This window comes from Burkholderia sp. BCC0506, assembly GCF_902833145.1.
Taxonomy (GTDB): domain Bacteria; phylum Pseudomonadota; class Gammaproteobacteria; order Burkholderiales; family Burkholderiaceae; genus Burkholderia.
Window position 1 is genome coordinate 1 of sequence record NZ_CADFEN010000020.1, and the last position, 24,096, is coordinate 24,096.

Below are 24,096 nucleotides of genomic sequence, written 5' to 3' on the forward strand. Positions count from 1 at the left end.
ACCATCAAGGTCATCAAGCGTCGAGCTTACGGGTACCGCGACGACGAATACTTCTTCCTCAAGATTCGCGCCGCGTTCCCCGGTAATCCTCGATGAACCTTTTTTTGGCCGTATAAATCTACCTCGTTCAAAAGAGGGATAACCCTGTCAGGTGTTTACCAGATAGCGAAATATCGTCGAACTCATCAACTTATAGATCATAAGAACAGAGTAGTAACCAGGGCCGGCGGAACTGCGGAGCAGGTGTTCGCAAATCGACGCACGGGGAGGTGTCATGGAGCAGGGCAAAGACCGGTCACTGGTCGCCAAAGTGATGGATGGGCTTGTCACGGGTATCGTCGAAGACAAGTACGGCGGCATCTTGCCGCCACAGGACGTGCTGTCGAAAGAATTCGATGTGAGCCGCACGGTAATGCGTGAAGCGTTGTCGATGTTGCTTGCGCGCGACATGCTCGACGTGCGTCCGAAAGTCGGTACGCGCGTGCGGCCGATGCGCGACTGGCGGATGATCGACGAAGACGTCGTGAGCTGGCGATTTCGGGCAAAGCCCGATCCGCAGTTCATGCGCGACGTCATCGAATTCCGGATGCTGATCGAACCGCGTGCGACCGCGCAGGCGGCAGTGCGCGCGACGGCGGCCGACATCGCGGGCATTCGGGAAGCGTTCGACGCGTTCAAGGTGCTGCAGCCGGGCGACCCCGGCTACGACACGGCGGACGAGTTGCTGCATACGCGGATCGTCCAGGCGAGCGGCAACCAGTTCTTCCAGCAGATGGCGGCGATCGTGCGCGGGGCCGTGCGTCTCGTGAATCCGCGCGTCGTGCAGAAGGAAGGTGCGCACGACATCGCGGTGAAGGCGCATGCGCGCGTCGTCGATGCGATCGAGCGGCGCGATCCGCGCGAAGCCGAAGCGGCGTCGCTCGCGCTGATCGATTTCAGCGCGGACGAGATTTCGCGCGATTTCTCGGTCGACGTCCCGGTGCGTGCCTGACGTCTCGCGTGTCGTTCATCCTTGTGCCGCCGGGCCGTTTATCATGACGGCCGGCCGGCAGCGTGCCGGCTACCGTCATACGACCGACACGGAACCTCAGGATGAACGACAACGAACATCGCCCGGTGCGCTTCGGCATCGTCGGTGCAGGCAGCATTGCGCACCGCTTCGCGCAAAGCCTCGCGCACGTGCCGGGCGCGGCGCTCGCCGGTGTCTGGGCCCGCCGGGCCGACGCAGCGGCCGCCTTCTGCGGGACATACGGCGGCAGGCCTGCCGCGAGCCTCGACGCGCTCCTCGCGAGCGATATCGATGCGATCTACGTCGCGACGCTTCATGACAGCCACGCGCAGTACACGCTCGCCGCATTGGCCGCCGGCAAGGCCGTGCTGTGCGAGAAACCGGCGACGCTGAACGCCGCGCAACTCGACACGGTGCTGCACGCGGCGCGCGCTGCCGGGCTGCTCTTCATGGAGGCGATGAAACCGCCATTCTTCCCGCTGTACCGTCAATTGCGTGCGCATCTGCGTGACGATCCGATCGGCGAGATCCGGCTCGTGCGGGCGGGATGTGCATCGTCGTCGGTGCCGGAGGACCATTCCGTCTATCGTCTCGATCGCGCGGGCGGCGCGCTGCTCGACATCGGCATCTACGAGGCGTTCCTGGCCGTCGACTGGCTCGGCGCGGCGCGCGACGTGCAGACGCTCGGCCGCGTGGGTGCGACGGGGGTCGATCTGTTCGCAAGCCTGAACAGCGTGCATGCGAATGGCGGGATCGCGCAGCTCTTTTGCGGGCTCGACGTGATGGGACGCGGCGATGCGCTGATCGCCGCGGCGGGCGGCCACGTGACGATTCACGAGAAGTGGTGGAACCCTGCGCGCGCGACGATCCGCTATGCGGACGGGCGCACCGTCGAACTCGATGCACCGGCGGACGGAGGCGGGCTGAACTACGAAACCGCGCATTTCTGCGACCTGCTGCGCGCGGGCGAGACCGAAAGCCCGATCATGACGCACGACCATTCGCGGCAGATGATCGCGATGACCGATGCGGCGCGCGCCGCGCTCGGCGTGCGCTATCCGGGCGAATAGGCGATAGGCGGAAAAGGAGGGCGCCGGGCCCGCGAGCGCGGCCCGGCGCAACGGCGTGGCTCAGTGCCGCGACGGCAGCGACAGGCGCTTTTCGTACCAGCGCTGCACCCATTCGAGGATCTGGCACAGGATCCAGTACACGGCCGCGGCGGCGAGATAGAGCGGCAGCGGCTGGTAGGTCGCCGCGATCACTTCCTGCGCGCTGCGCAGCAGTTCGGTCACGGTGATGACGGACACGAGCGACGTGTCCTTGATCAGGCTGATCAGGCTGTTCGACAGGCTCGGCACCGCGATGCGCAGCGCCTGCGGGCCGATCACGTAGCGCAGCGTCTGCCCCCACGACAGCCCGAGGCTGTACGCGGCGAGCCACTGGCCGCGCGCGATCCCGTTGATCGCGCCGCGCATGCTTTCCGACATGTAGGCGGCGACGTTGGCCGACAGCGCGATGACGCCGGCCGGCGTCGGATCGAGCGAGATGCCGAGGCTCGGCAGCCCGTAATAGATGACGAAGATCTGCACGAGCAGCGGCGTGCCGCGCATCAGGCTCACGTACGCGCGCGCCAGCCATGCAAGCGCATTGACCCAGATGCGCTCGAAGCCGTCGAGCGCTTCGCTTTGCCGGATCCCCATCATCGCCAGCACGACGGCGCCAAGCAGGCCGAACACCATCGACAGCACGGCGAACTTGACGGTCAGGACGGCGCCCTGGGCGAGCACCGGCAGCGATTGGACGAGCAGGGACGTTGTCGACATGGAATACGAATCGAATGCGTGCGCGAAAGCGCAATCATAAACCGGACCGATAAAACAAAGGGCGGCATCGTTGCGGATGCCGCCCTTTCCGGCCCGCCGTCAGGCGGGAAATGCAGGCGTGCTTACTTGATCGGCTTGGTCACGTCGATGCCGAACCACTTGTCGGAGATCTTCGTGAACGTGCCGTCGGCCTCGAGTTGCGCCATCGCATCGTCGATCGCCTTCTGGAACTTCGGGTTGCCCTTCTTGAACGGAATGCCCGACGGGTTCGCCGAACCGACGTTCGCGCCCGGGCGCAGCGGCAGCTGCGAATTCTTCGTCAGGTACGCGAGCATCAGGCGGTCGTTGAGCGCCGCGTCGAGACGGCCGGCCGCGAGATCGCGCAGGTACTCGGGCGCACCCGGGTACGTCTTCACGTCGATGCCCGGCACCGACTTCGCCATGTCCATGTAGTTCTTGCCGAGCGCGACGCCGAGCTTCTTGCCCTTCAGGTCTTCCAGCGACTTGAACTCGCGCGTGTCGTCCTTGCGCTGGATCAGTTGCGCCGACGAGTACGTGTACGCGGGCGAGAAGTCGAGCGTTTCCTTGCGCTTGTCGGTGATGCCGACCTGGTTGACGATCACGTCGAACTTGCCGGCCTGCAGGCCCGCGATGATGCCGCTCCATTCGGTCGTCACGAATTCGGCCTTCACGCCGAGCTTCGCCGCGACGGCCTTCGCGATGTCGACGTCGAAGCCGACGAGTTCGCCTTGCGGGTTCTTCGAGTTGAACGGCGGGAACGTGCCTTCGAGGCCGACGCGCAGCGTGCCGCGCTGCTTGACCTGATTGAGGAGGTCGGCCGCGTGCGCGGTGGCGGCGGCGAACGACGTGCCGATCACGCCGGCAACCAGCAGCTTCTTCAGCAGCGAAAATTTCATCGTGTGTGTCCTTGCCCTGTCGGGGTCAATGGTTTTCATCATGCAGCGATGATAGCAAAAATGCTATCGGTATCTAAATATAGTTTGCTTATGGCTATATTACGCGCTGCGCTCGCGGGCGATCGCCTTCACGCATTCGGACACGAGCGCCGGGCCGCGATAGATGAAGCCGGTATAGAGCTGGACGAGCGCGGCACCGGCCGCCAGCTTCGCACGGGCGTCCTCGCCCGAGAAAATGCCGCCGACGCCGATGATCGGCACGTCGTTGCCGACTTCCGCGTGCAGCTTGCGTATCACTTCGTTCGACGCGTCGAACACGGGGCGGCCCGACAGGCCGCCGGCTTCGTCCGCGTGCGGCAGACCCTGGACGGCCGCGCGCGACAGCGTCGTATTGGTGGCGATGACCGCTTCGATCTTGTGGCGCAGCAGCGTGTCGCCGATTTCCTTGACCTGCTCGTCGTCGAGATCGGGCGCGATCTTCAGCGCGAGCGGCACGAGCTTGCCGTGCAGGTCGGCAAGGCGCTGCTGCTTGTCCTTCAGCGCGGCGAGCAGCGCGTCGAGCTCGCCCGCGCCCTGCAACTGGCGCAGGTTCTTCGTGTTCGGCGACGAGATGTTGATCGTCACGTAGCTCGCGAACGGGTACACGCGCTCGAGGCAGTACAGGTAATCTTCGGCGGCGCGCTCGATCGGCGTGTCGGCGTTCTTGCCGATGTTCAGGCCGAGGATGCCGCGATAGCGGGCGGCCTGGACGTTCTTCACGAACTGGTCGACGCCGTGGTTGTTGAAGCCCATCCGGTTGATCAGCGCCTCGGCCTGCGGCAGCCGGAACATCCGCGGGCGCGGGTTGCCGGGCTGCGGGCGCGGCGTGACCGTGCCGACCTCGATGAAGCCGAAGCCGAGCGCCGCGAGGCCGTCGATGGCCGCGCCATCCTTGTCGAGGCCGGCCGCGAGGCCGACCGGGTTGCGGAACGTGAGCCCCATCACGGTGCGCGGCGCATCGGGCACGCGGGCCGACAGCGCGCAGGCGAGGCCCGTGCGGCCGGCCGCGCCGAGCGCGCGCAGCGTAAGGTGGTGAGCGTCTTCCGCATCCATCTTGAACAGGGATGCGCGGGCCAGCGGGTAGAGGGAACTGAACACGGGAATGAGGCGGACGGCCGAAATGAATGACAACCCACTATTTTACCGGGAGTTGCACGGCACGGGCGTGCTTCGCTTCGTAGCCTTTCGCGGCGCGGGTCAGCTCGAGCCGGAATGTCCGCCCGGCAACGGCGCGCGCGCCAGCGCCGCGTCGACGGGCGGCAAGTCGATCCGTTCCGGATCGAGCGTCTTCCAGCGGCCGTCGATCAGTCCTTCGAGCGGATGGAAGTTCGCCTTGTAGGCCATCTTCGGGCTCTCGCGGATCCAGTAGCCGAGGTACACGTAGGGCAAGCCGAGGCTCTTCGCCTGTTCGATCTGCCACAGGATGTTGTAGGTGCCGTAGCTCGTGTGCCGGTCGTCGGGCTCGAAGAACGTGTAGACCGACGACAGCCCGTCGCCGAGGATGTCGATCATGCTGACCATCCGCAGCTTGCCGGGCTCGCCGCCCGGTGCGTCGAGGTCGCGGAATTCGACCAGGCGCGAGTTGATCCGGCTTTGCAGCAGGAACTGTTCGTACTGGTCGCGGCTGTCGCGATCCATGCCGCCGCCCGCGTGGCGCGCGGATTGGTAGCGCATGTAGAGCGCGTAGTGCTCTTCGTCGTAGTGCAGCGGCGACACCGTCGCGACCAGCGTGCGGTGCCGTTTCCACATCCTGCGCTGCGTGCGCGTCGCCGCGAAGGCACCGACGGGCACGCGTACCGGCACGCATGCGCGGCAGCCGTCGCAGTACGGGCGGTACGTGAACACGCCCGAGCGGCGGAAGCCGGCCTTCACGAGCTCGGTGTAGATGTCGGAATTGATCAGGTGGCTCGGCGTCGCGACTTGCGAGCGCGCGATGCGGCCGTCCAGATAGCTGCACGGATAGGGCGCCGTTGCATAGAATTGCAGCGCCGAAAGCGGTGAAAGCGGCAGCTCAGTCGGGTGAGTCATGGGCAGCTCTCGATGCAGGGAAGGAGTGCCGCGCTAGCGCTCGGTCCCGGTGGGCGCCGCCGTTTCGGCGGGGCTCGTCAGCGCGGCGAGCACGCGCTTGTCGAACTGCCACGGAATCGGCGGTTCGGCTACCGCGCCGCGCACGTGAGCGACAAAGGCCTTGCGTGCGATCTCGCGGCCGCCGAGCGACGCTAGATGCGACGTATTCTGCTGGCAGTCTATCATCTCCAGCCCGTGCTCGCGAAGGTGGGCGACGAGCGCGGCCAGCGCGATTTTCGACGCATCGGTCACGTCCGCATACATCGACTCGCCGAAAAACATCCGGCCGAACGACACGCCGTACAGGCCGCCGACGCGGCGCCCGTCGTGCCACGTCTCGATGCTGTGCGCGTTGCCGGAGCGGTAGAGCGACGTGTAGGCGTCGATGATCTCGGCGGTGATCCAGGTGCCGCGCTGCCCGCGGCGCGGCGCCTGCGCGCACGCGCGCATCACGCCGGGAAAGTCGTGATCGACGCGCACCTCCCATCCCGGCTCGCGCAGCACGCGCTTGAGCGTCTTGCGCAGCGACGGCGATACCTTGAATTCGGCCGGCACGAGGATCATGCGCGGGTCGGGGCTCCACCAGAGCACCGGCTGGCCGTCCGAGTACCACGGGAAGATGCCGCGCAGGTAGGCGTCGATGAGGCGCGACGGCAGCAGGTCGGCGCTGGCGGCGAGCAGCCCGGGGGCGCCGGTCGCGGGGCCGAGCGCGCGTTCGATGGACGGAAACGGGTCGTCCGGGCCGAGCCAGGGAACCATGGGTGCGGGGCTCAGCCGTTGCGCAGCGAGCGGAAGATATCGCCGGTGTGCACGCCGTAGTCGCCGGCGGCGCGATCGGCGAAGAAGAAGCGCAGGGTCTGGCTGACGGTCGGGAACGCGATCTCGTCCCACGGGATGTCGGCTTCGTCGAACAGTTTCACTTCGAGGCTTTCCTCGCCGGCTTCGAAACCCGGATCGGTGAGCCGCGCCAGATAGAACAGGTGGACCTGGTGCACGTGCGGCACGTTGAGCAGCGTGAACAGGTTCTGCACCTCGACGCGCGCACCGGCTTCCTCGAGCGTTTCGCGCGCCGCGGCTTCCGCGGTCGTCTCGCCCATTTCCATGAAGCCCGCCGGCAGCGTCCAGAATCCGTAGCGCGGCTCGATCGCGCGGCGGCACAGCAGGATCTGGTCGCCCCAGACCGGCACCGTGCCGACGACGTTGCGCGGATTCTGATAGTGGATCGTGCCGCAGTGATCGCAGACGAAGCGTTCGCGGTTGTCGCCCGGAGGAATGCGCGCAAGGACTTCGTGACCGCAGACGGAGCAGAATTTCATGTCGAGTGGAAGGGACAAGGTGATGCGAGTGTATCACCGGGCCGCGGCATTCTCGAACGCCTGCGCGCGGCGCGGCGTGTCGGGCGAAACGGCGGGCGCGCGAGCGAAGGGGGCGCGGCGCCCGGACGCGCAAAAACAAAAAGCCCGGCGCGAGGCCGGGCTTTTTGCGAAATTCTGGACGGTTGGTTGCGGGGGTAGGATTTGAACCTACGACCTTCGGGTTATGAGCCCGACGAGCTGCCAGACTGCTCCACCCCGCGTCCGTCGAAGAAATGAATTATATGGGATAACCCGAATGCGTGCAAGTGTTTTCCGGCACCCGGTAGGGCGAGCGCCGGTGGCGGCCGGTACGTCGAAGCACGTGCGCTAGAATCGAGCGGTTTGTGTCGCCATCCCGGCAGCGGCCCGCGCGATCGCATCGGCGCCGTTGCGACTCTCATTACTGCATCGACGGATTCATGGATATCGCTCACGATCTGCAATCGATCGGCGCGCAGGAACAGGCGCTCGTGTTTCCCCATTTCGACCCCGCCCGCGCGTGGGCGCTCGGCAACCGGATGCATGCGCTAGCCACGTCGCGCGGCCATGCGATCGCGATCGACATCGTCACGTTCGGCCAGCCGCTGTTCTATGCGGCGCTCGCCGGCGCGACGCCCGACAACGCCGACTGGGTGCGCCGCAAGCGCAACGTCGTCGCGCATTTCCGCCGCAGCTCGTACGCGATCGGCCTGCGCATGCAGCAGGCCGGCGCGACGCTCGCGGACAAGCACGGGCTGCCGGTCGCCGAGTACGCGTCGCACGGCGGTTCGTTTCCGCTGACCGTCGCCGGCGCCGGCGTGATCGGCTCGATCACCGCGTCCGGGCTGCCGCAGCGCGCGGATCACGAATTCGTCGTCGAGGCGCTGTGTGCCGAGCTCGGTCACGACTACGCGGTACTGGCCCTCGCAAGGAACTGAGCGATGCAACTGCCCGGTTACGCATGGCTCGCGATCGCGATCGTCGCGGAAGTGATCGGCACGTCCGCGCTGCGCGCGGCGGACGGCTTCACGCGCTTGTGGCCGTCGGTGCTCGTCGTCGCCGGTTACGGCATCGCGTTCTACTGCCTGTCGCTCACGTTGCGCACGATGCCCGTCGGCATCATCTATGCCGTCTGGTCGGGCGCCGGCATCGTGCTGATCACGCTCGTCGCGATGCTGCTCTATCGCCAGGTGCCGGACGTGCCGGCGGTGATCGGCCTCGGGCTGATCATCGCCGGCGTCGTGGTGCTGAACCTGTTCTCGAAGATGCAGGCGCACTGAGCGTGCGACTGCCGTTTGCCGGATGACCTTCATGACCGATTCCACTTCCGCCGCCGTTTCTGTCGAATCCGTCCAGCCCGACGTGCGCGCGTATGTCGCGAACCGCATCGGCTTTCTCGAACTGAACCGGCCGAAGGCGCTGAACGCGCTGTCGGTCGGCATGATCCGGCTGATGCAGGAGGCGCTCGACGCGTGGCGCGACGATCCCGACGTCGTCGCGGTCGTCGTGCACAGCCCGCATCCGCGCGCGTTCTGCGCAGGCGGCGACGTGCGCTTCTTTCACGACGCGTGGCAGCGCGGCGACCGCGCGGCGGTCGACACGTTCTTCATCGAGGAATACACGCTGAACCATGCGATCTTCACCTATCCGAAGCCGTACATCGCGCTGATGCACGGTGTCGTGATGGGCGGCGGCATGGGGATTTCGCAGGCGGCGCGGCATACGGGCGGCCTGCGCGTCGTGACCGACTCGACGAAGATGGCGATGCCCGAAACGCGTATCGGCCTGTTCCCGGACGTCGGGATGAGCTGGTTTCTCGCGCGCACGCCCGGCGCGATCGGCCGCTATCTCGCGGTGACCGGCGCGACGCTCGACGCGGCCGGCGCGCTGTACGCGCAACTCGCCGACGTCTATCTGCCCGATGCCGCGCTGCCGGCGTTGCTCGACACGCTGCGCGGCGCGCGTATCGACAGCGGTGCGCAAGCCGTCGCATGCGTGACCGATGCGGCTGCCGCGCATAAGGTCGTGCCGACGCCCGATACGTCGGCGCTTGCCGATGCGCGCGCCGGGATCGACCGGCATTTCGCGCAGCCGGACATCAACGCGATCCTCGCATCGCTCGACGCCGAGCAGGATTGCGCGGCGGTCGACGGGTGGGTCGAGAAGGCGACCCACGCGATGCGCGAGCAGTTGTCGCCGTTGTCGATGGCCGTGTCGCTCGAAGTCGTCGAACGCGCGCGCGGCGCGACGATGGCCGATTGCCTGCGGCGCGACCTCGATCTCACGCGCTCGACCTTCGCGCGCGGCGACGTGATCGAAGGCGTGCGCGCGCTGATCGTCGACAAGGATCACCAGCCCGTGTGGCGCTTCAAGTCGACCGCCGACGTCGGGCGCGCCGACGTGCTCGCGATGTTCGACAGCCCGTGGACACCCGACACGCATCCGTTGCGCACGCTGAAGGACTGACGTCGATCGGGCCGACCGGCGCGCGACGCTGAAACGAAAAGGCCGCGTGCATTGTGCACGCGGCCTTTTTCATGGATGCCGGCCGGCCCGAAGGACGCGCCGCCCGCCGGCGTTATGCGTCGCCCGCGTCGTCCGACATGAACGCGCGCATGAACACGAGCGCGCCGAAGCCCCACACCGCGTTCGCCGCGAAGCCGGCCGCGAGCACGGGCATCATGTTGCCCGACGGCCAGATGCCGCGCAGCGGATCGATCGCGAACACGCGGGCGGCCGTCAGCACGATGCCGCCGAACACGAGCGCGCCGATCCACGATGCTTCGCGCTCAGGCGAGACGCGCAACAACCACGCCATCGGAATCGCGCAGCACGCGCTGATCAGTGCATTCGCGACAAATTCAGGAATGCCGAGCGGCGCGAACGGTTGGGTCGAGAAGCCGGTTGCGGCGATCAGGTCGGCCGTGTGGAGGAGGGCGAGCGTGGCCTCGCGGAAAAACAGTGCGGCCAGGAAGCCGGACAGGAATGGCAGGATGACTTTCTGCATCGATGAGTGCACCGCGGGCGCGCACGGCCGGGGCCGGGCGCGCGAAGTTATTCGGATAGGTGCGTCATTATAGGGCCCGGCCGCGGCGATATTCGCTCCAGCGTCGTGCTAATCACGAAAGCGGAAAACCTAAGCTCAAAAAAATCGTTCCAAAGCCCCGTAGCGATCCCTAGACTGATTTCCCAGAAACAGCCGTGCGATCGCGTCCTCGTCCGCTGCACGGCCTGACCGGCGAGCCATCCCGATTCGAATGCACACCATGCATGCGTCGCTCATTCGCGACGCGAGCAGGGCGATGCTTTTTTCAAATTTCGGCAGTGACAGTCAAGCAGGAGCAGCAGATGAATGTGTTCTGGTTTATCCCCACGCATGGCGACAGCCGCTATCTCGGCACGGCCGAGGGCGCGCGCGCCGCGGACTACGATTACTTCAAGCAGGTCGCCGTGGCGGCGGACACGCTCGGCTACGACGGCGTGCTGCTGCCGACCGGCCGTTCCTGCGAGGATGCGTGGGTCGTCGCGTCGAGCCTCATTCCGGCGACGCAGCGCCTGAAGTTCCTGGTCGCCGTGCGTCCCGGCATCGCGTCGCCGGGGCTCGCCGCGCGGATGGCCGCGACGTTCGACCGCCTGTCGGGCGGCCGCCTGCTGATCAACGTCGTCACGGGCGGCGATGCGGCCGAGCTCGAAGGCGACGGCCTCTTTGCCGATCACGACACGCGCTACGAGATCACCGACGATTTCCTGAATATCTGGCGCGGGCTGCTCGCCGCGTCGCACGACAACGGCGGGTTCGACTACATCGGCAAGCACCTGCAGTCGAAAGGCGGCAAGGCGCTTTATCCGCCCGTGCAGCATCCGCATCCGCCGCTGTGGTTCGGCGGTTCGTCGCCGGCCGCCCACGCGATCGCCGCCGATCACATCGATACCTACCTGACGTGGGGCGAGCCGCCCGAGGCCGTCGCGAAGAAGATCGCCGACATCCGCGCCCGTGCCGACGCGCGCGGCCGCAAGATCAAGTTCGGCATTCGCCTGCACGTGATCGTGCGCGAGACCGAGGATGAAGCATGGCGTGACGCCGAGCGGCTGATCAGCCGGCTCGACGACGACACGATCGCGCGTGCGCAGAAGGCGTTCGCGAACATGGATTCGGAAGGCCAGCGCCGGATGGCCGCGCTGCATGGCGGCAAGCGCGGGGGGCGCGAGACGCTCGAGGTGTATCCGAACCTGTGGGCCGGCGTGGGGCTCGTGCGCGGCGGCGCCGGCACGGCGCTCGTCGGCAATCCCGAGCAGGTCGCGGAACGCATGCGCGAATACGCGGATCTCGGCATCGAGACGTTCATCCTGTCCGGCTATCCGCACCTCGAGGAGTCGTATCGCTTCGCGGAACTCGTGTTCCCGCTGATCAAGGGCAAGGGCGCTCAGAAAGCGGCCGGCCCGCTGTCGGGGCCGTTCGGCGAGATCGTCGGCAACAACTATCTGCCGAAGACGAGCCAGAGCTGAACGACGGAGGCATGCGATGACAACGAAAACGTCGACGACGGGCGTCGCCGTGGCTGCCCGCGCGTGGCGCGGCGTCGCGCCGTGGCTCGTGCCGCTCGCGTTGCTGGTGGTGTGGGAAGTCGGTGCGCGTACCGGCTGGCTGTCGACCCGCATACTGCCCGAGCCGGTGGCGGTCGTGCGCGCGGCCTGGTCGCTCGTGACGTCGGGCGAAATGTGGGCGAACGTGAAAGTAAGCACGTGGCGGGCGCTGTTCGGTTTCGCGATCGGCGGCGGTGTCGGTCTCGCGCTGGGGCTCGCGACCGGTCTGTCGAAGGCCGCCGAGGTCGCGCTCGACTCGACGATCCAGATGATCCGCAACATCCCGGCGCTCGCGATGATCCCGCTCGTGATCCTGTGGTTCGGCATCGACGAGAAGGCGAAGCTGTTCCTCGTCGCGCTCGGCGTGTTCTTTCCCGTCTACATCAATACGTATCACGGGATCCGCTCGGTCGACGCGAACCTGATCGAGATGGCGAAGAGCTACGGCGTACGCGGTTTCGCGCTGTACCGCGACGTGATCCTGCCCGGCGCGCTGCCGTCGATCCTCGTCGGCGTGCGTTTCGCGCTCGGACTGATGTGGGTGATGCTGATCGTCGCGGAGACGATTTCCGCGCAGTCGGGCATCGGTTACATGACGATGAACGCGCGTGAATTCCTGCAAACCGACGTGGTGGTGGTCGGCATCCTGCTGTACGCGGTGCTCGGCAAGCTGGCCGATGTGCTGGCGAAGTGGCTCGAGCGCGTGACGCTGCGCTGGCACCCCGCCTATCAATCAGGAGCGAAGGCATGAATGCGACGACTTCGGCGGCCGCCTACGGCCCGCTCGCCGGCGCAGACCTCGAGGCCGAACTGGCGCAAGCCCGCGTCGCGGACGGCGACGCTCGCGATGCGGCGATCCTCGAACGTGACGGCGGCGCATCCGTCGTGCCGCTCGCGCGGCGGCGCGCGGGCAGCCCGGCCCCCGACGACGCGGTGACGCTGTCGGGCGTCAGCAAGCGCTTCGGCGCTCGCACGGTGCTCGACAACGTCGAGCTCGGCATCGCGCGCGGCAGCTTCGTCGCGATCGTCGGTCGCAGCGGCTGCGGGAAATCGACGCTGCTGCGTCTCGTCGCCGGGCTCGAGCAGCCGAGCAGCGGCGCGCTCGTGACGCGCGGCGAGGGCGGCGGCGCGCTCGACACGCGGATCATGTACCAGGACGCGCGGCTGCTGCCGTGGAAGACCGTGCTGCAGAACGTGATGCTGGGCCTCGGCCGCGGCGCGCGCGACCAGGCCCGCGCGGTGCTCGACGAAGTCGGGCTGCTGGAACGCGCGAACGACTGGCCCGCGCAACTGTCGGGCGGGCAGCGGCAGCGCGTCGCACTGGCCCGCGCGCTCGTGCACCGGCCGCAGTTGCTGCTGCTCGACGAGCCGCTCGGCGCGCTGGACGCGCTCACCCGCATCGAGATGCATGCACTCATCGAGCGCCTGTGGCGCGAGCATCGGTTCACCGCGCTGCTCGTCACGCACGACGTGCAGGAGGCCGTCGCGCTCGGCGATCGCATCCTGCTGATCGAGCAGGGGCGTGTGGCGCTCGACCAGGCGGTGCCGCTCGACCGGCCGCGGGCCCGCGCGTCGGCCGCATTCGCGGCGCTGGAAGACCGCGTGCTGAAACGCGTGCTCGCCGGCGGCCCCGGCGCGGCCGAGCCGGACGCGGAGCATGAAGCTGACAAGGTTCGACCGGTCGGGCAGATCCGCTGGGCCGTTTAATTCCGGGCGGCTCCGGCCGCCCGTTCTGAGACTTTTTCTTCGGAGCGATCATCCCGATGAGCATCACTGCAATCAACGTACGTAACCAGTTCAAGGGCAAGGTCAAGGAGATCATTCGCGGGTCCGTGGTTTCCGAAGTCGACGTCGAGACGCCGTTCGGCATCGTCACGTCGGTGATCACCACCCGTTCGGTGGACGAACTCGAACTGAAGGTCGGCGCCGAAGTCGTCGCGCTGGTGAAGTCGACGGAAGTTTCGATCGCGCGTCTCTGAGCGCGCGTGTCGCGCATCCCGCGCGGCGCCGGCGGGCAGCATGCCTGCCGGCGCCGCGTTTGCGTTCGCGCAGCGCGTTTGCCTCGGTATTCGGCGTGCCGACGAAGTGCTAGGATGGAACGACACCGATGCCGGAGGCCAACGCATGACCCCCATCCTTTCCCCCGAAGCCATCGAGGCGCTGAAATGGATCGACCAGTTCGGCGACAGCCGGCCGGTTCCCGTCGCGTTCGACGACGTCGTCTATGCGTTGCTGAATGACGGGCTGATCTATCAGGCGACGGCCGACCGGGTCGACCTGACGGCCGATGGTCGGTCATTTTTGTCCGACGAATACGATTGAGCGCGCGGCGCCGGCCGCGCAGGCGGCCTGGCGCGGCGTCGCCACGGAGCGTGCGATGGAACCGAGAGGCAGCGACCTCGGCGATTTCAGCGAGCCGTACCGCGGCTTCGAGATCGAGGTGAAGACCGAGCAGGTCTGGGACGGCGAGCACGCGCACTACCGCGTGCTGCAGGGCGACGCCGTGCGGATCGACTGGCGGCGGGTCAAGGTCGACGGGATGCTGCTCACCGAACGGCGCGTGATCGAGCGGGTTTTCGACGAGGCGCGCCGGGCGGTCGACGCGGAGCTGGGCGACCGGTAGCGCGTGTGTCGGACCGGCATGGCCGGTATTGCGGTAAAATATCAGGTTGTTTCCGCGCCGTCCGGCCTGTACCCCAAACTCCATGTCCGTTTCGTCCTCGCTTCCTCCCCGCCGCGTATCCGTCGCGCCGATGCTCGACTGGACCGACCGCCATTGCCGGTCGTTCCACCGCACGCTGACGCGCAATACGTGGCTGTATACGGAGATGATCACGACGGGCGCGCTGCTGTTCGGCGATGCGCAGCGGCATCTCGCGTTCACGCCGAGCGAATCGCCGATCGCGCTGCAACTGGGCGGCAGCGAGCGCGACGATCTCGCGCGCGCGGCGAAGCTCGGCGAGCAGTGGGGCTACGACGAAATCAACCTGAATTGCGGGTGCCCGTCCGAGCGCGTGCAGCGCGGCGCGTTCGGTGCATGCCTGATGAACGAGCCGCAACTCGTCGCCGACTGCGTGAGGGCGATGCGCGACGCGGTGTCGGTGCCGGTGACGGTCAAGCACCGGATCGGTGTCGATGCGGTCGAGGACTACGCGTTCGTGCGCGACTTCGTCGGCACGGTGGCCGAGGCCGGTTGCGAAACGTTCGTCGTGCATGCCCGCAACGCGATCCTCAAGGGCCTGTCGCCGAAGGAGAATCGCGAGATCCCGCCGCTCAAGTACGACTATGCGTATCGGTTGAAGCGCGATTTTCCGTCGCTGGAGATCGTGATCAACGGCGGTATCACGACGCTCGACGAAGTCGCGCAGCATCTCGAGCACGTCGACGGCGTGATGCTCGGCCGCGAGGCGTATCACAACCCGTACGTGCTCGCGGAGGTCGATGCGCGCTTCTACGGATCCACCGAAGCGGTGCCGACGCGCGAAGCGGCCGAAGCGCAACTGATCGAATACTGCGCGGCCGAACTGAAGCGCGGGACCTACCTCGGCGCGATCGTGCGGCACGCGCTTGGGCTGTATCGCGGCATGCCGGGCGCACGTGGCTGGCGTCGCGTGCTGTCCGACAACAAGAAGCTCGCACGCGGCGATCTGGCGGTGTTCGATGAGGCACGCGCGCATCTGAACGAAGCCGAAGAAATTTTTGAAAAAAAGGCTTTGCAAGATTCAAAAGTCTTCGTATAATCTTGTTCTTCGCTGCTGAAACAAAACAGCGAAACGAAGCAAGCAGTATCAGTGGTGGCTGTAGCTCAGTTGGTAGAGTCCAGGATTGTGATTCCTGTCGTCGTGGGTTCGAGTCCCATCAGCCACCCCAACAAATTCAAGCACTTGCAGCAGAATCAAGCTGACGTGTTACAAGTTTTGGAAGATGAGATTCCAAAATTTGGAAGATGAATAATGAAGGCCCGCCAATGAGCGGGCCTTTTTGCGTCTAACAACATTGGCCAGAGGAGGCATCATGGCGCCGGGGCAGAAGCCGCTGATCTTTATCTCCCACATTCACGAGGAAGGTGCGCTCGCAAAACTCTTCAAGGACACGATCGAGACTGAATTTGGCGGATTCGTTGAGGTGTTCGTCTCGTCCGACCATGAAGGTATTGCCCGCGGGCCCGGGATCTCGGCTGGGTCTCATTTCGTGGAAGCGGTCGAGTCAGGTCTCGTCAACTGTGTCGCCGCGTTCTACCTGATTAGTCCGAAATCGGTGCGACGTCCTTGGGTCAATTTCGAGTTGGGTGCAGTTTGGTGCCGAGGCGCAGTCCAGAAGGCGTCTGGAGGCGATAGGATTATGGCGCTGCCGGTCTGCCATTCTGGTGTCATCCCATCGGGACTTCCGGCGCCACTAAACGCCCTGAATGCAATCTCGGCGACCCGAGCCTCGGATTTGGAGTTCGCATTCAAGTCGCTGCAGCGCGCGCTTGGAGTCGCCGGTTCGCCCTTGCGTACGGATTTCGAGAGTTTTGCCGCAAGTACCAAGCGTTTTGAGGGGCTGTATACGGTTGGAGAAGTCTTGGCGAAAAATCTCTATGCAACATTGACGATCCGCGACGAGGTCGATCGCTTGATTGACCTTTGTAAAAATGAAGCAAAGCGGGGGACCAAGGAGTTCACCATTAATATCGCGAGGGTGAGGGAGGCAACCGCTGACGTATGGTCCGAAAGCGTCCGAGAGCAGTTGTCGGGGAAAGTGTCGATGAAGATTGAAAACGGTGCTTTGGGTTTGGGGCCGACAGGCGCGCATAGCATCTGTGACATTGTGCTTACACTCGACCCGAGCTTGATTGTCGAACACGCGGACACGATCTTGTCGATGTATAAGTGACGACGGCGGTGGTCCCGCTCCCGGCGGAACTACCGAGTAGCGCGGACCCGGCGCTCTCGTCGGCGGTCGTACGTCTTCCGCACCATACGCTCATCCGCATGGCCGGTCGCATCAATGATGCGATCGTCGCCTTCCTCCTGGCGGTCAGTAACGGCGGCCGGACGCATGTCGCGCAGCGCGAACCGTTCGAACGGCAGGCCGCGCGCCAGCGCTTCCTTCTCGCAGTAGCCCATCAACCGCGACCAGTTCGTGTTCCACCCGCTGCGCGTGTACACCTGGCCGGCCGTGTTGCCGAAAACATAAACGCTCGACGTCCGCTGCAGCGCCAGCGCTTCGTCGATCACGGCCTTCAGCTCGGGCGACCACAGCACGAGCTTCACGCGCTGCTGCTCGCCGGCCTTGCGCTTCCCGATCGGTACCTCGATGCCCTCCGGGCGGATGCTCTGGCGGTGCAGCTCTCGCATCTCAGTCGGCCGGCTGACGGTCAGATATGCCGCCTTCACGCAGAGCGCGAGGATCAGGTACACGGAACTCGGGTGCTGGTCGCCCACGCTCCGGCGCGACCGCGCGACTTCCACGGCCAGATCAATCTCGTCCTGACGCACATACCGCTGGCGCGGCCGCGTCGGGTTGTACTCGATGCCGCGGCACGGGTTCGTTTCGAGCTCGCCGCGGCGCCGGCCATATTCGAGAACGGCAGACAGCAGGGCGATTTCCTTGTTCGCCTTCGCCGGCGCGCCGAGCTGCGCACGCTTATCGAGGTATCCGTACACGTGCTTCGGTTTGATCGCGGCCGGCGCCATTTTCCCGAAGACCTTGACCAGGCGCTTCGACTCGACGCGGTTCTCGTCCAGGGTGGACTGGGCCTTACGGCGCTCGTCGGAGTGCGGCAGTCCGTCCTGCCATTCGAAGTACCGGGCGACGAGCGCCTCGACCGTGCCCGGTTCGATCGCGTTCCCGTTGAGCGCCTCCGCGCGCTCGATCGCCTGCTTGCGGATCTCGGCGAGTGCTTCCTTGTTGTGCGCCGGCGCCGACAGGCGGAACGCCCAGCGGCCGTTCGGCAGCTTGTAGCCGAAGCTGACCTTGTGTTTCCCGTAGTGGGCGTAGAGCCGGAAGGGCAACCCATCCGGCCGTTTGCGTCGTCCGATCATGATCAAAGTGCGGCGAAGTTCGGTTCTTCCGACGCGGCGGCGCGGTGCCGGCGCGCGGGTGTCGGCAGTGCAGTGCCGTTCATGCGGGCGTCGTAGTACTCGCGCGCGACGAGCGGCACGCCGGCGATGTTGACCGCGAACGGCCAGTGATTGCGCTCGAGCCAGCGCTTCATGCAGGCGTGGCTACGCGGCTTGCAGCCGACCAGCTCAGCAAGCTCCAGCGTGGTGAGATAGAGGCTCATGATTCGATCCTTCGAAATGCCACGACCCATACCCATGGGTTCGTGTCCCAGCCGTGCCCGCGCGCGGCATTCAGGCTGTCCCACAGGTCGTGAAAGGCGCGGATGCTCGGCGGCCGGAAGGCTCCGGTGCTGTGGCTGCGCACGTGGTTATCAGCGATCGTCACGCCTTCGTCGCGCGCGTCCGACTCGCTGATGTTCTGGAGGCGCTCGGCGCGCACGCCGGTGATCTCGAGCGTGATGCGCGACGCCCAGCGCGGCATGTGGATGGATGGCGTCCAGCCGCGCGATTCCTTGGCGTCGAGCGCCTGGAACGTGTTGAGGTCGATGTCGACTTCGGCGCGGCCGTCGTCGGCCTGGTACGCGATGCCGGCATAGCGGCGTGTCGGTCGGCTGCCTTCGAACGTCTCGGTGCCGATGCGGCGCACCTCATGCGTTTCGCGCACCCACAGACGGTCGCCGACGTCGCCATGCGGGCAGACGTAGCAATCGCCGGTACGTGTGTGCCAGATCGCGGCCAGCTCCGGCGCGGGCGTCCCGCCGGCATACTTCACCGAGCCGCCACCGGCCGTCGTCGGTTCCCAGACACCGAGCGGGTTGTGGTGCGGCAGTTTGACGATGCGCCGGGTCTGCGTCTTCCGACCTTCGAGGATGGCGCGCACCATCGGGCCGCTGAAAAGGAGAGGGCGTTCCGTCACAGGTCGAGCTCCTTCGTTTCTGCGAACGTCGTCGTCGCGAGGCGCACCATCTCGCGGATGTTTGTCGACAACTTCCACGACGGGTAGGTGGTCGCGAGCTGCTCCTGCAGCTTCTTCCACTCGCCGAGCGTCATCGTCATGGTGAGCGTCATCGGCACGTCGTCGGGCCGCTGGATTTTGAATTCGAATTTCATCGTGCCTCCGGGAATTCGTCGTGCGTGCGGCCGTCGAGCAGCCGGCCGGCGGCGCGCTTGCCAAGGCGAACGGAATGCCTGCCGTCTGGCCATTCGTGGAGCGGCGAATGCACGGTGCCGAGCATATCGACGCCACGTTGATCGTGGTCTATCCACTCGCCCCATTGCTTAAACAGGAACGGAACGCCGGCGGCCGCGCACTGGTCGCGCAGCGACCGGGCCCAGTCCGGATGCATCGGCCGCGCGCCGGGACCGCTTTCGCCGCCGACGATCACCCAGTTGACCGCGTTCCCTGGCGATATATGGCCGCCACATTTGTGCGCGCGGAAGCCGCGCAGCACGTCGTCGCAGTAAGACCAATCGCTATCGGGTGAAGACCGCATGACGCGCGTCAGATCCACTGGCCCGAGAAGCGGCTCCATGGATAGAAAGCGGACGCGCGCCGGCACCGAGAGCAGCTTCGGTATGTCGCGGTCGGCCTCTTCCTGGTTGACGATCGTCGCGCCGAGCCACACGTTGTCCGGCAGCCGCTCGACGCCGATATGGCGCAGCATCGTCGGCACATTGCCGATCCGCTTCGTGAGCAGGAGCCAGTCGAGGTTCGGGGTGTCGGCGATCAGCCTGAACAGGTCGCGGCGCCACAACAGGTCGACCGCGTTGTCGAACGGATCGCAGAGGCTCGGGAAGATTCGCAGGCGCTTGCCGAGCTCGCGCGCCTTCCGGTCCCACCTCAGCGGCAACTTCCACGAGTCAGGCGCGGTGCGTCGACGTGGCGCGCCAGCGCCCCAGTTCACCGCCGTGCCGCCAGCGAAGCGTGCGTTGCGCGCCTCGGCGTAGCAGTGGTCGCAACCGGGGCCGACTTTCTGGCAACCTTCCCACGGCGACCAGGTGTAGTCGCACCACTCGATTTTTGTGTTCTCGCTCATGGTCTGTTGTCCGCTCCGCAGTGTGGGCAGTCGAGGGAATAACGGTCAGCGTCTCGCAGGAAGCGGCCGCATCCGACGCAGTTCACGCGGTCGGCGTGCAGCTTCTGAGGCTTGGTCAGTGTGATTCCGGTTCCAGCGAGCGCCTCGTCGCGCTTGATGTGCTGCGCGTCGACGGCCGGCCGCCACTTGGAATCGATGTAATCCTTCGGCCACGGGATGTCGGTCGCGCGCGCGTTGTGGCGCGCCTGTGCCTCTTCTTGCGTGTAGACGTTTGCTTTGCGCAGGTCGGTCGTGTAGCCATTTCCATTCTGGGCCCACCACAGCACGTCGTTGCCGACGAACGAACGGCTGTCCTGAAGGTAGAAAAGTTCGGTCATATCTGGATGTCCACGTATTTCGTGGTGAGACGCGCTTCCTCGCTGTGGTGCCGGCGATAGACGATACGAATGCCGCCACCGAGGTCGAGCGGCCGGCCGCGGCCGTTGTCGTCGTTGAGCTCGGCTTGGTGGTCGCAGCAGACCGAGCGCAGTGTGTCGGCGAGGGCGAGGGGATCGGCCAGCAGTCGATGCAGGAAGTCGTGGTTGATCTCGATGACAGTTCGCGTGCTCATGCCGCAAGCTCATCGTCGTCGACGTCCATGGGCTGCTGAAAGACACGGCCGCGCTCGCCGACGGGGATCGTCACGAGGCCGGCCGCGGCGAGGAACGGATTGCGCTTCATGGCGTGGCGCGCCGCACGAGCAGCTTCGGTTTTGATAGCTGCCGGGCACGGCACGTCAGGCCCGGTGCCGACCGCCCAGACCGCCCGCCACTGAGCTCGGCCCTCGGGTGGGATCCAGTCAACGATCTGCACTTCGGTGCGATGAATCGTCAGCAGCTCGCTGACGCGCTGCTGCGAGACACCGCAGCGTGTCACCAGCTCGCGAACCGACAGGTGCTCCGTTTCAAGAATGGCACGCATCCTGTCCCACGCCGGTGTCGCACGCGCCCTGTAGTCGCGCCGCGCCCGCTTGATCTTGAGCACCCTGGTGGCAAAGGTCTGGACTGACTTACGCGAATGACGCGGAAACGCTGCGTACAGAGCCTTGGCTGGGATGGGAGACGGATAGAGGCGGGCGAGCAGGCGCGCCTCGGCGGTCGTCCACAGGTTGTGTGTCGACGTCGTCATGCTACGATTCCTCCGGATTTTTCCAGCGAGCACCAGATGAAGACGGTTTTCCTGATGCGTGGGTACGAGATGAACTGCACGCCACGCCCGACCGACGACGGCAAGTTCGCCGCGCAGGTGGAAGTGACGAAGGTGGGATTCAGCCGCGAGGCGGCGTTCCGTTCGCTGGGTCTGTTCGACGGCGAAGAGGAGGCCGTTGCGTACGCGAAGAACTTCTCGGTCGAATGGCTCAGCCGATATGGCTGAAGATTCTTGGGATTGGCGTCCTAAAACTATAACATCTGGGCGTTGTATTAATTCACTTTCGGCTTATCATCTGAAATTGGTAACATTATTTTATGGAGATGAAATGGCCGATTTTCCCGCGTACGGATCAGTGGCTAAAGCCGAGGTGCCTGCATGAGTTGGCATCGTGGTGATTGGCTTTCATTTGCGCAGGCTGCTGCAACTATGCTTGCAATTGTCGCAGCATACGGGGTTGTGTTCTTGCAGAGTCGCCTCGATAAATTGCGCAATCAGCACCGACTCGATTCAGTGCGAGCGGCGATAGTTGAGGTGGCGACTAAGTGCCGTGAGCTTACGTACGAGGCCTACGACCCCATGGACGTTTTTCACCAGGTCGGAACATGGGAGCAATATCGAGCGTTTCGCTCACGCCAATTCCTTGAATATCGCGAGATAGTCGGAACACTATCAACTCAAGATATTGCGGATCTTAAGTTGCTCGATGTCGCTATGAAGCTCCGTGTTAATTTACGCGATATGGAGACAATTATCGCGGAATCAAACTTTCACTCTGCAGAAGGTTGGATTAACTCGCGACGTATGATTACCCATTGCAAGAATAACTTCGACGCGATTTCGGGGGCACTTGCGAGCCCCTGATTTCACGGATTTCATGGTGCTGCACGTCGTCGCCGTCGACAGTGGTCAGGTCCGCACCCACCCTGTCGACGTCGAGCGGATCTTCCCAGTCTTGCGCATCGCCTGAAGGCGCCTGTCGACGATTCGCCAAGCCACCACTTCACCGAAGGTGGTTGGCCGACATTCTTCGCGCGCGAGGCGCTCGCTTTCCTCGCGCACTGCGCCGGTATTGACCGCCGCAAACTTCTTCGGCGTCTCGTCGATCGACGCGACGATCATCGCGTCGAGCTTCTCGTACTTGCTCATGATGGGTCTCCTGACACGGTACAGGCGGTGCATACGCCGCGCCACTCGCCGGTCGCGTCGTGGACGTCCCCCGTTCCGTCGCAGGCCGAGCAGCGCGGCGTCAATTCCGGATACAGCCTCTCGCGCAGGTGATCGGGCAACCCGGCCGCGCGGATCTCGAAAACTTCGACGTCGGTCAGCATGTGGCATCTCCTGCGCGGGCGGCGAAGTGATTGACGAGCGCGGTCGCCGCTCCAAGCGCTTCGACGGGCAGAGTGATTCCATGCGCGTCGCAGACCGCGATGATGTCGTCGTCCGTCACCTCGGCGCGCGGCTCCGGCTCGCCCGGATTGGCGGCGAGGAGGTTCCGGACGACCGTGGCCGTCGCGGCTTCTACGGTCTGGTAAGGGCCGCTGGCTTCCATCGCGCTCATTGCTGCTTCGTACATGCGATACGCGCGCTCGTCCGTCAGCCGGACCCGATCGTCTGCCTGGGCGTTTGGCTGCGGGGCAGCATACAGCTTCGTTTGAGGCGGAAGCTCTCGTAGCAGCTTGACGCCGCCGACGTAGTTCGGGTCGCGGATCGCCACCGGTTCCATCGCCTGCGCGGGGGTGATCACGCCGAGCGCGATCGAATAGTTCTCAGCCAGTCGCGCGCCTGGTGCGCCGGCATGCTCGATCATGTCGCGCTTCTTCGCGTCGGAGATGCAGTCGCGCGGATCGTTGGCTCGCATCCATGCGACAGCCGCCCCTTCCGCCCCCGTCTCGTTGGCAGAGGAGGCGCGAGCAGCCGCGAGTTCTTCGATTACGGCGGTCGCGGCGGTGAAGTCGTTCATGCGGCCGGTATAGTCGCGCGCCCACTCTGGCACGCCGTTCGACCATTCGCCGTGCGTGCGCAGGTGCAGCCATTCGGCATAGCGCGGCGCCCGTTCCGCCCCCGTCTCGTTGGCAGAGGAGGCGCGGGCGGTGCGCAGCCACGACAGCGGCGATCCAGCCTCGGTGATAGCGTCGAGAGCGCTAACCGCCGCATCCAGATTTCGGCGAATCAGCTCCGGCCGACTTGCGAAACCGACCATCGCGACCGCGAGCGCATGTCGCGTGCGATCCCATGCCGCCCGCTCGTTCGCTGGCGCGGGTGCGCGCCGTGCCGCATCTCGGCGAGCCCACCATTCCCTTGCCGCCAGCCGGTTTTTCTCGATTTGCTCGTCTGTCAGATGAATCAGGTCGTCGATCGGCGCTGCTGCGGGCTGCTCGACAGGGGATGTGGTGAGGATAGCGCGCACGGCCGCAATTAGCCGGTTCACGTTTGCTCGGTCACGCGGAAATTCCACTCCCGAGAGGTCGAAGGCGTGAACGATATGCTCGTCCGTCAGCGCATCAGCGCGGCTTACTTTCGAACTCGTCTCATTGCCGGCGGCGGTGTGCGTGTCGACAATGCCTTCTGCGGTTGGGCTCTCCATACCCGGCCGCGCTGCTGTCGCCTCGCTTGCCTGTTCGGGAGCGGGGCTCTTTCGCGCGCTAAGGTTCTCGGTCTGCGTGCCGTTAACTGCTGAGGACAGTCCTCGTGCCTCGATTGCTGTTCCGTTTTCTTGCCCGCTCGCGCTCCGCGTGAGCGGGCTTTTTTCGTTTCGAGTTGTCATGGTGTGAGCCTCGGTGGTCATGCGAATAGGTCGCCCTGCTTTTTGCCGCTCGACTCCGCCAGGTGCGTAGGGCAGAAGTGGGTATCGGCGCCGATCAGATGTGCATGCACCGCGCACAGGTGCCGGTCGCACGTCTTGCCCGGCTTCGTCTGGAAATCGCACTGGTAGCCGCTTGGCGCGTTGCAGCCCTCGACCGAGCAGCGGCGCTCGCGCGTGCGACCTCGCGTGCAGATGATTCCTGACATGCCGCCAGGCAGGCGAAACGGGGTGCAGGGCATAGGTGCC

The 24,096-nt window shown here is 65.4% G+C and carries 34 protein-coding genes and 2 tRNA genes; 16 read left to right on the plus strand and 20 right to left on the minus strand.

Annotated features, from left to right (window positions below; translation table 11 throughout):
* Nucleotides 1-274 precede the first annotated feature (274 nt).
* The gene (locus tag HWX62_RS31145; RefSeq protein ID WP_174386656.1) at nt 275-991 is read left to right on the plus strand and encodes an FCD domain-containing protein; all 717 of its coding nucleotides are present in this window, start codon (nt 275-277) and stop codon (nt 989-991) included.
* A gap of 101 nt (nt 992-1,092) precedes the next feature.
* Nucleotides 1,093-2,079 (plus strand): Gfo/Idh/MocA family oxidoreductase, encoded by a 987-nt coding sequence (locus tag HWX62_RS31150; RefSeq protein WP_175932425.1) that lies wholly within the window; start codon nt 1,093-1,095, stop codon nt 2,077-2,079.
* A gap of 60 nt (nt 2,080-2,139) precedes the next feature.
* On the opposite strand, the gene HWX62_RS31155 is transcribed toward HWX62_RS31150, so the two are convergent.
* The 7 genes from HWX62_RS31155 to HWX62_RS31185 all read right to left on the minus strand — a co-directional run bounded on the left by HWX62_RS31155 (nt 2,140) and on the right by HWX62_RS31185 (nt 7,431).
* Nucleotides 2,140-2,832, minus strand: a complete 693-nt coding sequence (locus HWX62_RS31155; protein ID WP_006484207.1) for an amino acid ABC transporter permease — start codon at nt 2,830-2,832, stop codon at nt 2,140-2,142.
* 122 nt (nt 2,833-2,954) lie between these two features.
* Entirely contained in the window at nt 2,955-3,749 is a 795-nt protein-coding gene (locus HWX62_RS31160; RefSeq protein ID WP_175985323.1) for a cystine ABC transporter substrate-binding protein, read from the minus strand.
* A 99-nt stretch (nt 3,750-3,848) separates the two neighbouring features.
* Nucleotides 3,849-4,886 carry a quinone-dependent dihydroorotate dehydrogenase gene (locus tag HWX62_RS31165; protein ID WP_027807358.1) on the minus strand — a complete coding sequence of 346 codons (1,038 nt, stop codon included), beginning with the start codon at nt 4,884-4,886 and terminating at the stop codon, nt 3,849-3,851.
* 99 nt (nt 4,887-4,985) lie between these two features.
* Nucleotides 4,986-5,816, minus strand: a complete 831-nt coding sequence (locus tag HWX62_RS31170; RefSeq protein ID WP_175932426.1) for an arginyltransferase — start codon at nt 5,814-5,816, stop codon at nt 4,986-4,988.
* Nucleotides 5,817-5,849: 33 nt separating this feature from the next.
* Nucleotides 5,850-6,614, minus strand: coding sequence for a leucyl/phenylalanyl-tRNA--protein transferase (aat, locus tag HWX62_RS31175; protein WP_175932427.1), 765 nt, complete (start codon nt 6,612-6,614; stop codon nt 5,850-5,852).
* Nucleotides 6,615-6,625: 11 nt separating this feature from the next.
* Nucleotides 6,626-7,171, minus strand: coding sequence for an NUDIX hydrolase (locus HWX62_RS31180; protein ID WP_006476111.1), 546 nt, complete (start codon nt 7,169-7,171; stop codon nt 6,626-6,628).
* Nucleotides 7,172-7,354: 183 nt separating this feature from the next.
* Nucleotides 7,355-7,431: transfer RNA gene (locus tag HWX62_RS31185), tRNA-Met, on the minus strand.
* A gap of 198 nt (nt 7,432-7,629) precedes the next feature.
* Here HWX62_RS31185 and HWX62_RS31190 point away from each other — a divergent pair.
* From HWX62_RS31190 to HWX62_RS31200, 3 genes are read left to right on the plus strand one after another with little or no spacing between them, the layout of a single operon-like run.
* Complete coding sequence (locus tag HWX62_RS31190; protein ID WP_124677587.1) at nt 7,630-8,127, plus strand: heme-degrading domain-containing protein; 498 nt, start codon at nt 7,630-7,632, stop codon at nt 8,125-8,127.
* Nucleotides 8,128-8,130: 3 nt separating this feature from the next.
* Nucleotides 8,131-8,469 (plus strand): multidrug efflux SMR transporter, encoded by a 339-nt coding sequence (locus tag HWX62_RS31195; RefSeq protein WP_174386649.1) that lies wholly within the window; start codon nt 8,131-8,133, stop codon nt 8,467-8,469.
* A gap of 31 nt (nt 8,470-8,500) precedes the next feature.
* On the plus strand, nt 8,501-9,655 hold the full coding sequence (locus HWX62_RS31200; RefSeq protein WP_175932428.1) for an enoyl-CoA hydratase/isomerase family protein: 1,155 nt from the start codon (nt 8,501-8,503) through the stop codon (nt 9,653-9,655).
* A 112-nt stretch (nt 9,656-9,767) separates the two neighbouring features.
* Here HWX62_RS31200 and HWX62_RS31205 read toward each other — a convergent pair whose 3' ends face one another.
* Nucleotides 9,768-10,196 carry a hypothetical protein gene (locus HWX62_RS31205; RefSeq protein WP_114176913.1) on the minus strand — a complete coding sequence of 143 codons (429 nt, stop codon included), beginning with the start codon at nt 10,194-10,196 and terminating at the stop codon, nt 9,768-9,770.
* A 341-nt stretch (nt 10,197-10,537) separates the two neighbouring features.
* Between HWX62_RS31205 and ssuD the strand changes: the two genes are divergently transcribed.
* The 9 genes from ssuD (at nt 10,538) to HWX62_RS31250 (ending at nt 16,648) form a co-directional block, all read left to right on the plus strand.
* The gene (gene ssuD, locus HWX62_RS31210; protein ID WP_175932429.1) at nt 10,538-11,695 is read left to right on the plus strand and encodes an FMNH2-dependent alkanesulfonate monooxygenase; all 1,158 of its coding nucleotides are present in this window, start codon (nt 10,538-10,540) and stop codon (nt 11,693-11,695) included.
* A 16-nt stretch (nt 11,696-11,711) separates the two neighbouring features.
* Nucleotides 11,712-12,524: an aliphatic sulfonate ABC transporter permease SsuC gene (ssuC, locus tag HWX62_RS31215; protein ID WP_175932430.1), complete on the plus strand. Its 813-nt coding sequence runs from the start codon at nt 11,712-11,714 to the stop codon at nt 12,522-12,524.
* A complete protein-coding gene (locus tag HWX62_RS31220; RefSeq protein ID WP_175932431.1) occupies nt 12,521-13,480 on the plus strand; it encodes an ATP-binding cassette domain-containing protein in 960 nt (319 codons plus the stop codon). Before ssuC ends, HWX62_RS31220 begins: the two co-directional genes overlap by 4 nt.
* Nucleotides 13,481-13,536: 56 nt before the next feature.
* Nucleotides 13,537-13,752 carry a TOBE domain-containing protein gene (locus HWX62_RS31225; RefSeq protein ID WP_006476104.1) on the plus strand — a complete coding sequence of 72 codons (216 nt, stop codon included), beginning with the start codon at nt 13,537-13,539 and terminating at the stop codon, nt 13,750-13,752.
* Nucleotides 13,753-13,897: 145 nt separating this feature from the next.
* Nucleotides 13,898-14,095, plus strand: coding sequence for a hypothetical protein (locus HWX62_RS31230; RefSeq protein ID WP_175932507.1), 198 nt, complete (start codon nt 13,898-13,900; stop codon nt 14,093-14,095).
* Nucleotides 14,096-14,150: 55 nt separating this feature from the next.
* A complete protein-coding gene (locus HWX62_RS31235) occupies nt 14,151-14,396 on the plus strand; it encodes a hypothetical protein (protein ID WP_175932432.1) in 246 nt (81 codons plus the stop codon).
* Nucleotides 14,397-14,526: 130 nt separating this feature from the next.
* A complete protein-coding gene (gene dusA / locus HWX62_RS31240; protein ID WP_244136127.1) occupies nt 14,527-15,513 on the plus strand; it encodes a tRNA dihydrouridine(20/20a) synthase DusA in 987 nt (328 codons plus the stop codon).
* Nucleotides 15,514-15,567: 54 nt separating this feature from the next.
* Nucleotides 15,568-15,643 (plus strand) — tRNA-His (locus HWX62_RS31245).
* A gap of 144 nt (nt 15,644-15,787) precedes the next feature.
* Complete coding sequence (locus HWX62_RS31250; RefSeq protein WP_175932434.1) at nt 15,788-16,648, plus strand: toll/interleukin-1 receptor domain-containing protein; 861 nt, start codon at nt 15,788-15,790, stop codon at nt 16,646-16,648.
* Nucleotides 16,649-16,677: 29 nt separating this feature from the next.
* On the opposite strand, the gene HWX62_RS31255 is transcribed toward HWX62_RS31250, so the two are convergent.
* From HWX62_RS31255 to HWX62_RS31290, 8 genes are read right to left on the minus strand one after another with little or no spacing between them, the layout of a single operon-like run.
* Nucleotides 16,678-17,799 carry a hypothetical protein gene (locus HWX62_RS31255; RefSeq protein WP_175932435.1) on the minus strand — a complete coding sequence of 374 codons (1,122 nt, stop codon included), beginning with the start codon at nt 17,797-17,799 and terminating at the stop codon, nt 16,678-16,680.
* 2 nt (nt 17,800-17,801) lie between these two features.
* A complete protein-coding gene (locus HWX62_RS31260) occupies nt 17,802-18,041 on the minus strand; it encodes a DUF4224 domain-containing protein (RefSeq protein ID WP_175932436.1) in 240 nt (79 codons plus the stop codon).
* Nucleotides 18,038-18,703, minus strand: a complete 666-nt coding sequence (locus HWX62_RS31265; RefSeq protein ID WP_244136120.1) for a hypothetical protein — start codon at nt 18,701-18,703, stop codon at nt 18,038-18,040. Before HWX62_RS31265 ends, HWX62_RS31260 begins: the two co-directional genes overlap by 4 nt.
* 29 nt (nt 18,704-18,732) lie before the next feature.
* Complete coding sequence (locus HWX62_RS31270) at nt 18,733-18,930, minus strand: hypothetical protein (protein WP_175932438.1); 198 nt, start codon at nt 18,928-18,930, stop codon at nt 18,733-18,735.
* Nucleotides 18,927-19,856 carry a phage Gp37/Gp68 family protein gene (locus HWX62_RS31275; protein WP_175932439.1) on the minus strand — a complete coding sequence of 310 codons (930 nt, stop codon included), beginning with the start codon at nt 19,854-19,856 and terminating at the stop codon, nt 18,927-18,929. The genes HWX62_RS31270 and HWX62_RS31275 overlap by 4 nt, the downstream gene beginning before the upstream one ends.
* Nucleotides 19,853-20,233: a hypothetical protein gene (locus tag HWX62_RS31280; protein ID WP_175932440.1), complete on the minus strand. Its 381-nt coding sequence runs from the start codon at nt 20,231-20,233 to the stop codon at nt 19,853-19,855. Before HWX62_RS31280 ends, HWX62_RS31275 begins: the two co-directional genes overlap by 4 nt.
* Nucleotides 20,230-20,466: a hypothetical protein gene (locus HWX62_RS31285; RefSeq protein WP_034201659.1), complete on the minus strand. Its 237-nt coding sequence runs from the start codon at nt 20,464-20,466 to the stop codon at nt 20,230-20,232. The genes HWX62_RS31280 and HWX62_RS31285 overlap by 4 nt, the downstream gene beginning before the upstream one ends.
* A complete protein-coding gene (locus tag HWX62_RS31290) occupies nt 20,463-21,023 on the minus strand; it encodes a hypothetical protein (protein WP_175932441.1) in 561 nt (186 codons plus the stop codon). Before HWX62_RS31290 ends, HWX62_RS31285 begins: the two co-directional genes overlap by 4 nt.
* Nucleotides 21,024-21,059: 36 nt before the next feature.
* Here HWX62_RS31290 and HWX62_RS31295 point away from each other — a divergent pair, with 36 nt between their 5' ends.
* Both HWX62_RS31295 and HWX62_RS31300 read left to right on the plus strand, forming a co-directional pair.
* The gene (locus tag HWX62_RS31295) at nt 21,060-21,269 is read left to right on the plus strand and encodes a hypothetical protein (protein WP_175932442.1); all 210 of its coding nucleotides are present in this window, start codon (nt 21,060-21,062) and stop codon (nt 21,267-21,269) included.
* Nucleotides 21,270-21,422: 153 nt separating this feature from the next.
* Nucleotides 21,423-21,908, plus strand: coding sequence for a hypothetical protein (locus HWX62_RS31300; RefSeq protein WP_175932443.1), 486 nt, complete (start codon nt 21,423-21,425; stop codon nt 21,906-21,908).
* Nucleotides 21,909-21,953: 45 nt separating this feature from the next.
* Here HWX62_RS31300 and HWX62_RS31305 read toward each other — a convergent pair whose 3' ends face one another.
* The 4 genes from HWX62_RS31305 to HWX62_RS31320 are packed head-to-tail and all read right to left on the minus strand — an operon-like array spanning nt 21,954 to nt 24,089.
* Complete coding sequence (locus HWX62_RS31305; protein WP_175932444.1) at nt 21,954-22,193, minus strand: hypothetical protein; 240 nt, start codon at nt 22,191-22,193, stop codon at nt 21,954-21,956.
* A complete protein-coding gene (locus tag HWX62_RS31310) occupies nt 22,190-22,375 on the minus strand; it encodes a hypothetical protein (RefSeq protein ID WP_175932445.1) in 186 nt (61 codons plus the stop codon). Before HWX62_RS31310 ends, HWX62_RS31305 begins: the two co-directional genes overlap by 4 nt.
* A complete protein-coding gene (locus tag HWX62_RS31315) occupies nt 22,369-23,832 on the minus strand; it encodes a hypothetical protein (protein ID WP_175932446.1) in 1,464 nt (487 codons plus the stop codon). Before HWX62_RS31315 ends, HWX62_RS31310 begins: the two co-directional genes overlap by 7 nt.
* Nucleotides 23,829-24,089, minus strand: a complete 261-nt coding sequence (locus tag HWX62_RS31320; protein WP_175932447.1) for a hypothetical protein — start codon at nt 24,087-24,089, stop codon at nt 23,829-23,831. Before HWX62_RS31320 ends, HWX62_RS31315 begins: the two co-directional genes overlap by 4 nt.
* Nucleotides 24,090-24,096: the final 7 nt, after the last annotated feature.

Excerpts from the sequence above, each read along its gene's own strand:
- HWX62_RS31145 (WP_174386656.1), top strand. The coding sequence starts at position 275 with ATGGAGCAGGGCAAAGACCGGTCACTGGTCGCCAAAGTGATGGATGGG.
- HWX62_RS31150 (WP_175932425.1), top strand. The coding sequence starts at position 1,093 with ATGAACGACAACGAACATCGCCCGGTGCGCTTCGGCATCGTCGGTGCA.
- HWX62_RS31155 (WP_006484207.1), bottom strand. The coding sequence starts at position 2,832 with ATGTCGACAACGTCCCTGCTCGTCCAATCGCTGCCGGTGCTCGCCCAG.
- HWX62_RS31160 (WP_175985323.1), bottom strand. The coding sequence starts at position 3,749 with ATGAAATTTTCGCTGCTGAAGAAGCTGCTGGTTGCCGGCGTGATCGGC.
- HWX62_RS31170 (WP_175932426.1), bottom strand. The coding sequence starts at position 5,816 with ATGACTCACCCGACTGAGCTGCCGCTTTCACCGCTTTCGGCGCTGCAA.
- aat (WP_175932427.1), bottom strand. The coding sequence starts at position 6,614 with ATGGTTCCCTGGCTCGGCCCGGACGACCCGTTTCCGTCCATCGAACGC.
- HWX62_RS31180 (WP_006476111.1), bottom strand. The coding sequence starts at position 7,171 with ATGAAATTCTGCTCCGTCTGCGGTCACGAAGTCCTTGCGCGCATTCCT.
- HWX62_RS31190 (WP_124677587.1), top strand. The coding sequence starts at position 7,630 with ATGGATATCGCTCACGATCTGCAATCGATCGGCGCGCAGGAACAGGCG.
- HWX62_RS31195 (WP_174386649.1), top strand. The coding sequence starts at position 8,131 with ATGCAACTGCCCGGTTACGCATGGCTCGCGATCGCGATCGTCGCGGAA.
- HWX62_RS31200 (WP_175932428.1), top strand. The coding sequence starts at position 8,501 with ATGACCGATTCCACTTCCGCCGCCGTTTCTGTCGAATCCGTCCAGCCC.
- HWX62_RS31205 (WP_114176913.1), bottom strand. The coding sequence starts at position 10,196 with ATGCAGAAAGTCATCCTGCCATTCCTGTCCGGCTTCCTGGCCGCACTG.
- ssuD (WP_175932429.1), top strand. The coding sequence starts at position 10,538 with ATGAATGTGTTCTGGTTTATCCCCACGCATGGCGACAGCCGCTATCTC.
- ssuC (WP_175932430.1), top strand. The coding sequence starts at position 11,712 with ATGACAACGAAAACGTCGACGACGGGCGTCGCCGTGGCTGCCCGCGCG.
- HWX62_RS31220 (WP_175932431.1), top strand. The coding sequence starts at position 12,521 with ATGAATGCGACGACTTCGGCGGCCGCCTACGGCCCGCTCGCCGGCGCA.
- HWX62_RS31225 (WP_006476104.1), top strand. The coding sequence starts at position 13,537 with ATGAGCATCACTGCAATCAACGTACGTAACCAGTTCAAGGGCAAGGTC.
- HWX62_RS31230 (WP_175932507.1), top strand. The coding sequence starts at position 13,898 with ATGACCCCCATCCTTTCCCCCGAAGCCATCGAGGCGCTGAAATGGATC.
- HWX62_RS31235 (WP_175932432.1), top strand. The coding sequence starts at position 14,151 with ATGGAACCGAGAGGCAGCGACCTCGGCGATTTCAGCGAGCCGTACCGC.
- dusA (WP_244136127.1), top strand. The coding sequence starts at position 14,527 with ATGCTCGACTGGACCGACCGCCATTGCCGGTCGTTCCACCGCACGCTG.
- HWX62_RS31250 (WP_175932434.1), top strand. The coding sequence starts at position 15,788 with ATGGCGCCGGGGCAGAAGCCGCTGATCTTTATCTCCCACATTCACGAG.
- HWX62_RS31255 (WP_175932435.1), bottom strand. The coding sequence starts at position 17,799 with ATGATCGGACGACGCAAACGGCCGGATGGGTTGCCCTTCCGGCTCTAC.
- HWX62_RS31260 (WP_175932436.1), bottom strand. The coding sequence starts at position 18,041 with ATGAGCCTCTATCTCACCACGCTGGAGCTTGCTGAGCTGGTCGGCTGC.
- HWX62_RS31265 (WP_244136120.1), bottom strand. The coding sequence starts at position 18,703 with ATGGTGCGCGCCATCCTCGAAGGTCGGAAGACGCAGACCCGGCGCATC.
- HWX62_RS31270 (WP_175932438.1), bottom strand. The coding sequence starts at position 18,930 with ATGAAATTCGAATTCAAAATCCAGCGGCCCGACGACGTGCCGATGACG.
- HWX62_RS31275 (WP_175932439.1), bottom strand. The coding sequence starts at position 19,856 with ATGAGCGAGAACACAAAAATCGAGTGGTGCGACTACACCTGGTCGCCG.
- HWX62_RS31280 (WP_175932440.1), bottom strand. The coding sequence starts at position 20,233 with ATGACCGAACTTTTCTACCTTCAGGACAGCCGTTCGTTCGTCGGCAAC.
- HWX62_RS31285 (WP_034201659.1), bottom strand. The coding sequence starts at position 20,466 with ATGAGCACGCGAACTGTCATCGAGATCAACCACGACTTCCTGCATCGA.
- HWX62_RS31290 (WP_175932441.1), bottom strand. The coding sequence starts at position 21,023 with ATGACGACGTCGACACACAACCTGTGGACGACCGCCGAGGCGCGCCTG.
- HWX62_RS31295 (WP_175932442.1), top strand. The coding sequence starts at position 21,060 with ATGAAGACGGTTTTCCTGATGCGTGGGTACGAGATGAACTGCACGCCA.
- HWX62_RS31300 (WP_175932443.1), top strand. The coding sequence starts at position 21,423 with ATGAGTTGGCATCGTGGTGATTGGCTTTCATTTGCGCAGGCTGCTGCA.
- HWX62_RS31305 (WP_175932444.1), bottom strand. The coding sequence starts at position 22,193 with ATGAGCAAGTACGAGAAGCTCGACGCGATGATCGTCGCGTCGATCGAC.
- HWX62_RS31310 (WP_175932445.1), bottom strand. The coding sequence starts at position 22,375 with ATGCTGACCGACGTCGAAGTTTTCGAGATCCGCGCGGCCGGGTTGCCC.
- HWX62_RS31315 (WP_175932446.1), bottom strand. The coding sequence starts at position 23,832 with ATGACCACCGAGGCTCACACCATGACAACTCGAAACGAAAAAAGCCCG.
- HWX62_RS31320 (WP_175932447.1), bottom strand. The coding sequence starts at position 24,089 with ATGCCCTGCACCCCGTTTCGCCTGCCTGGCGGCATGTCAGGAATCATC.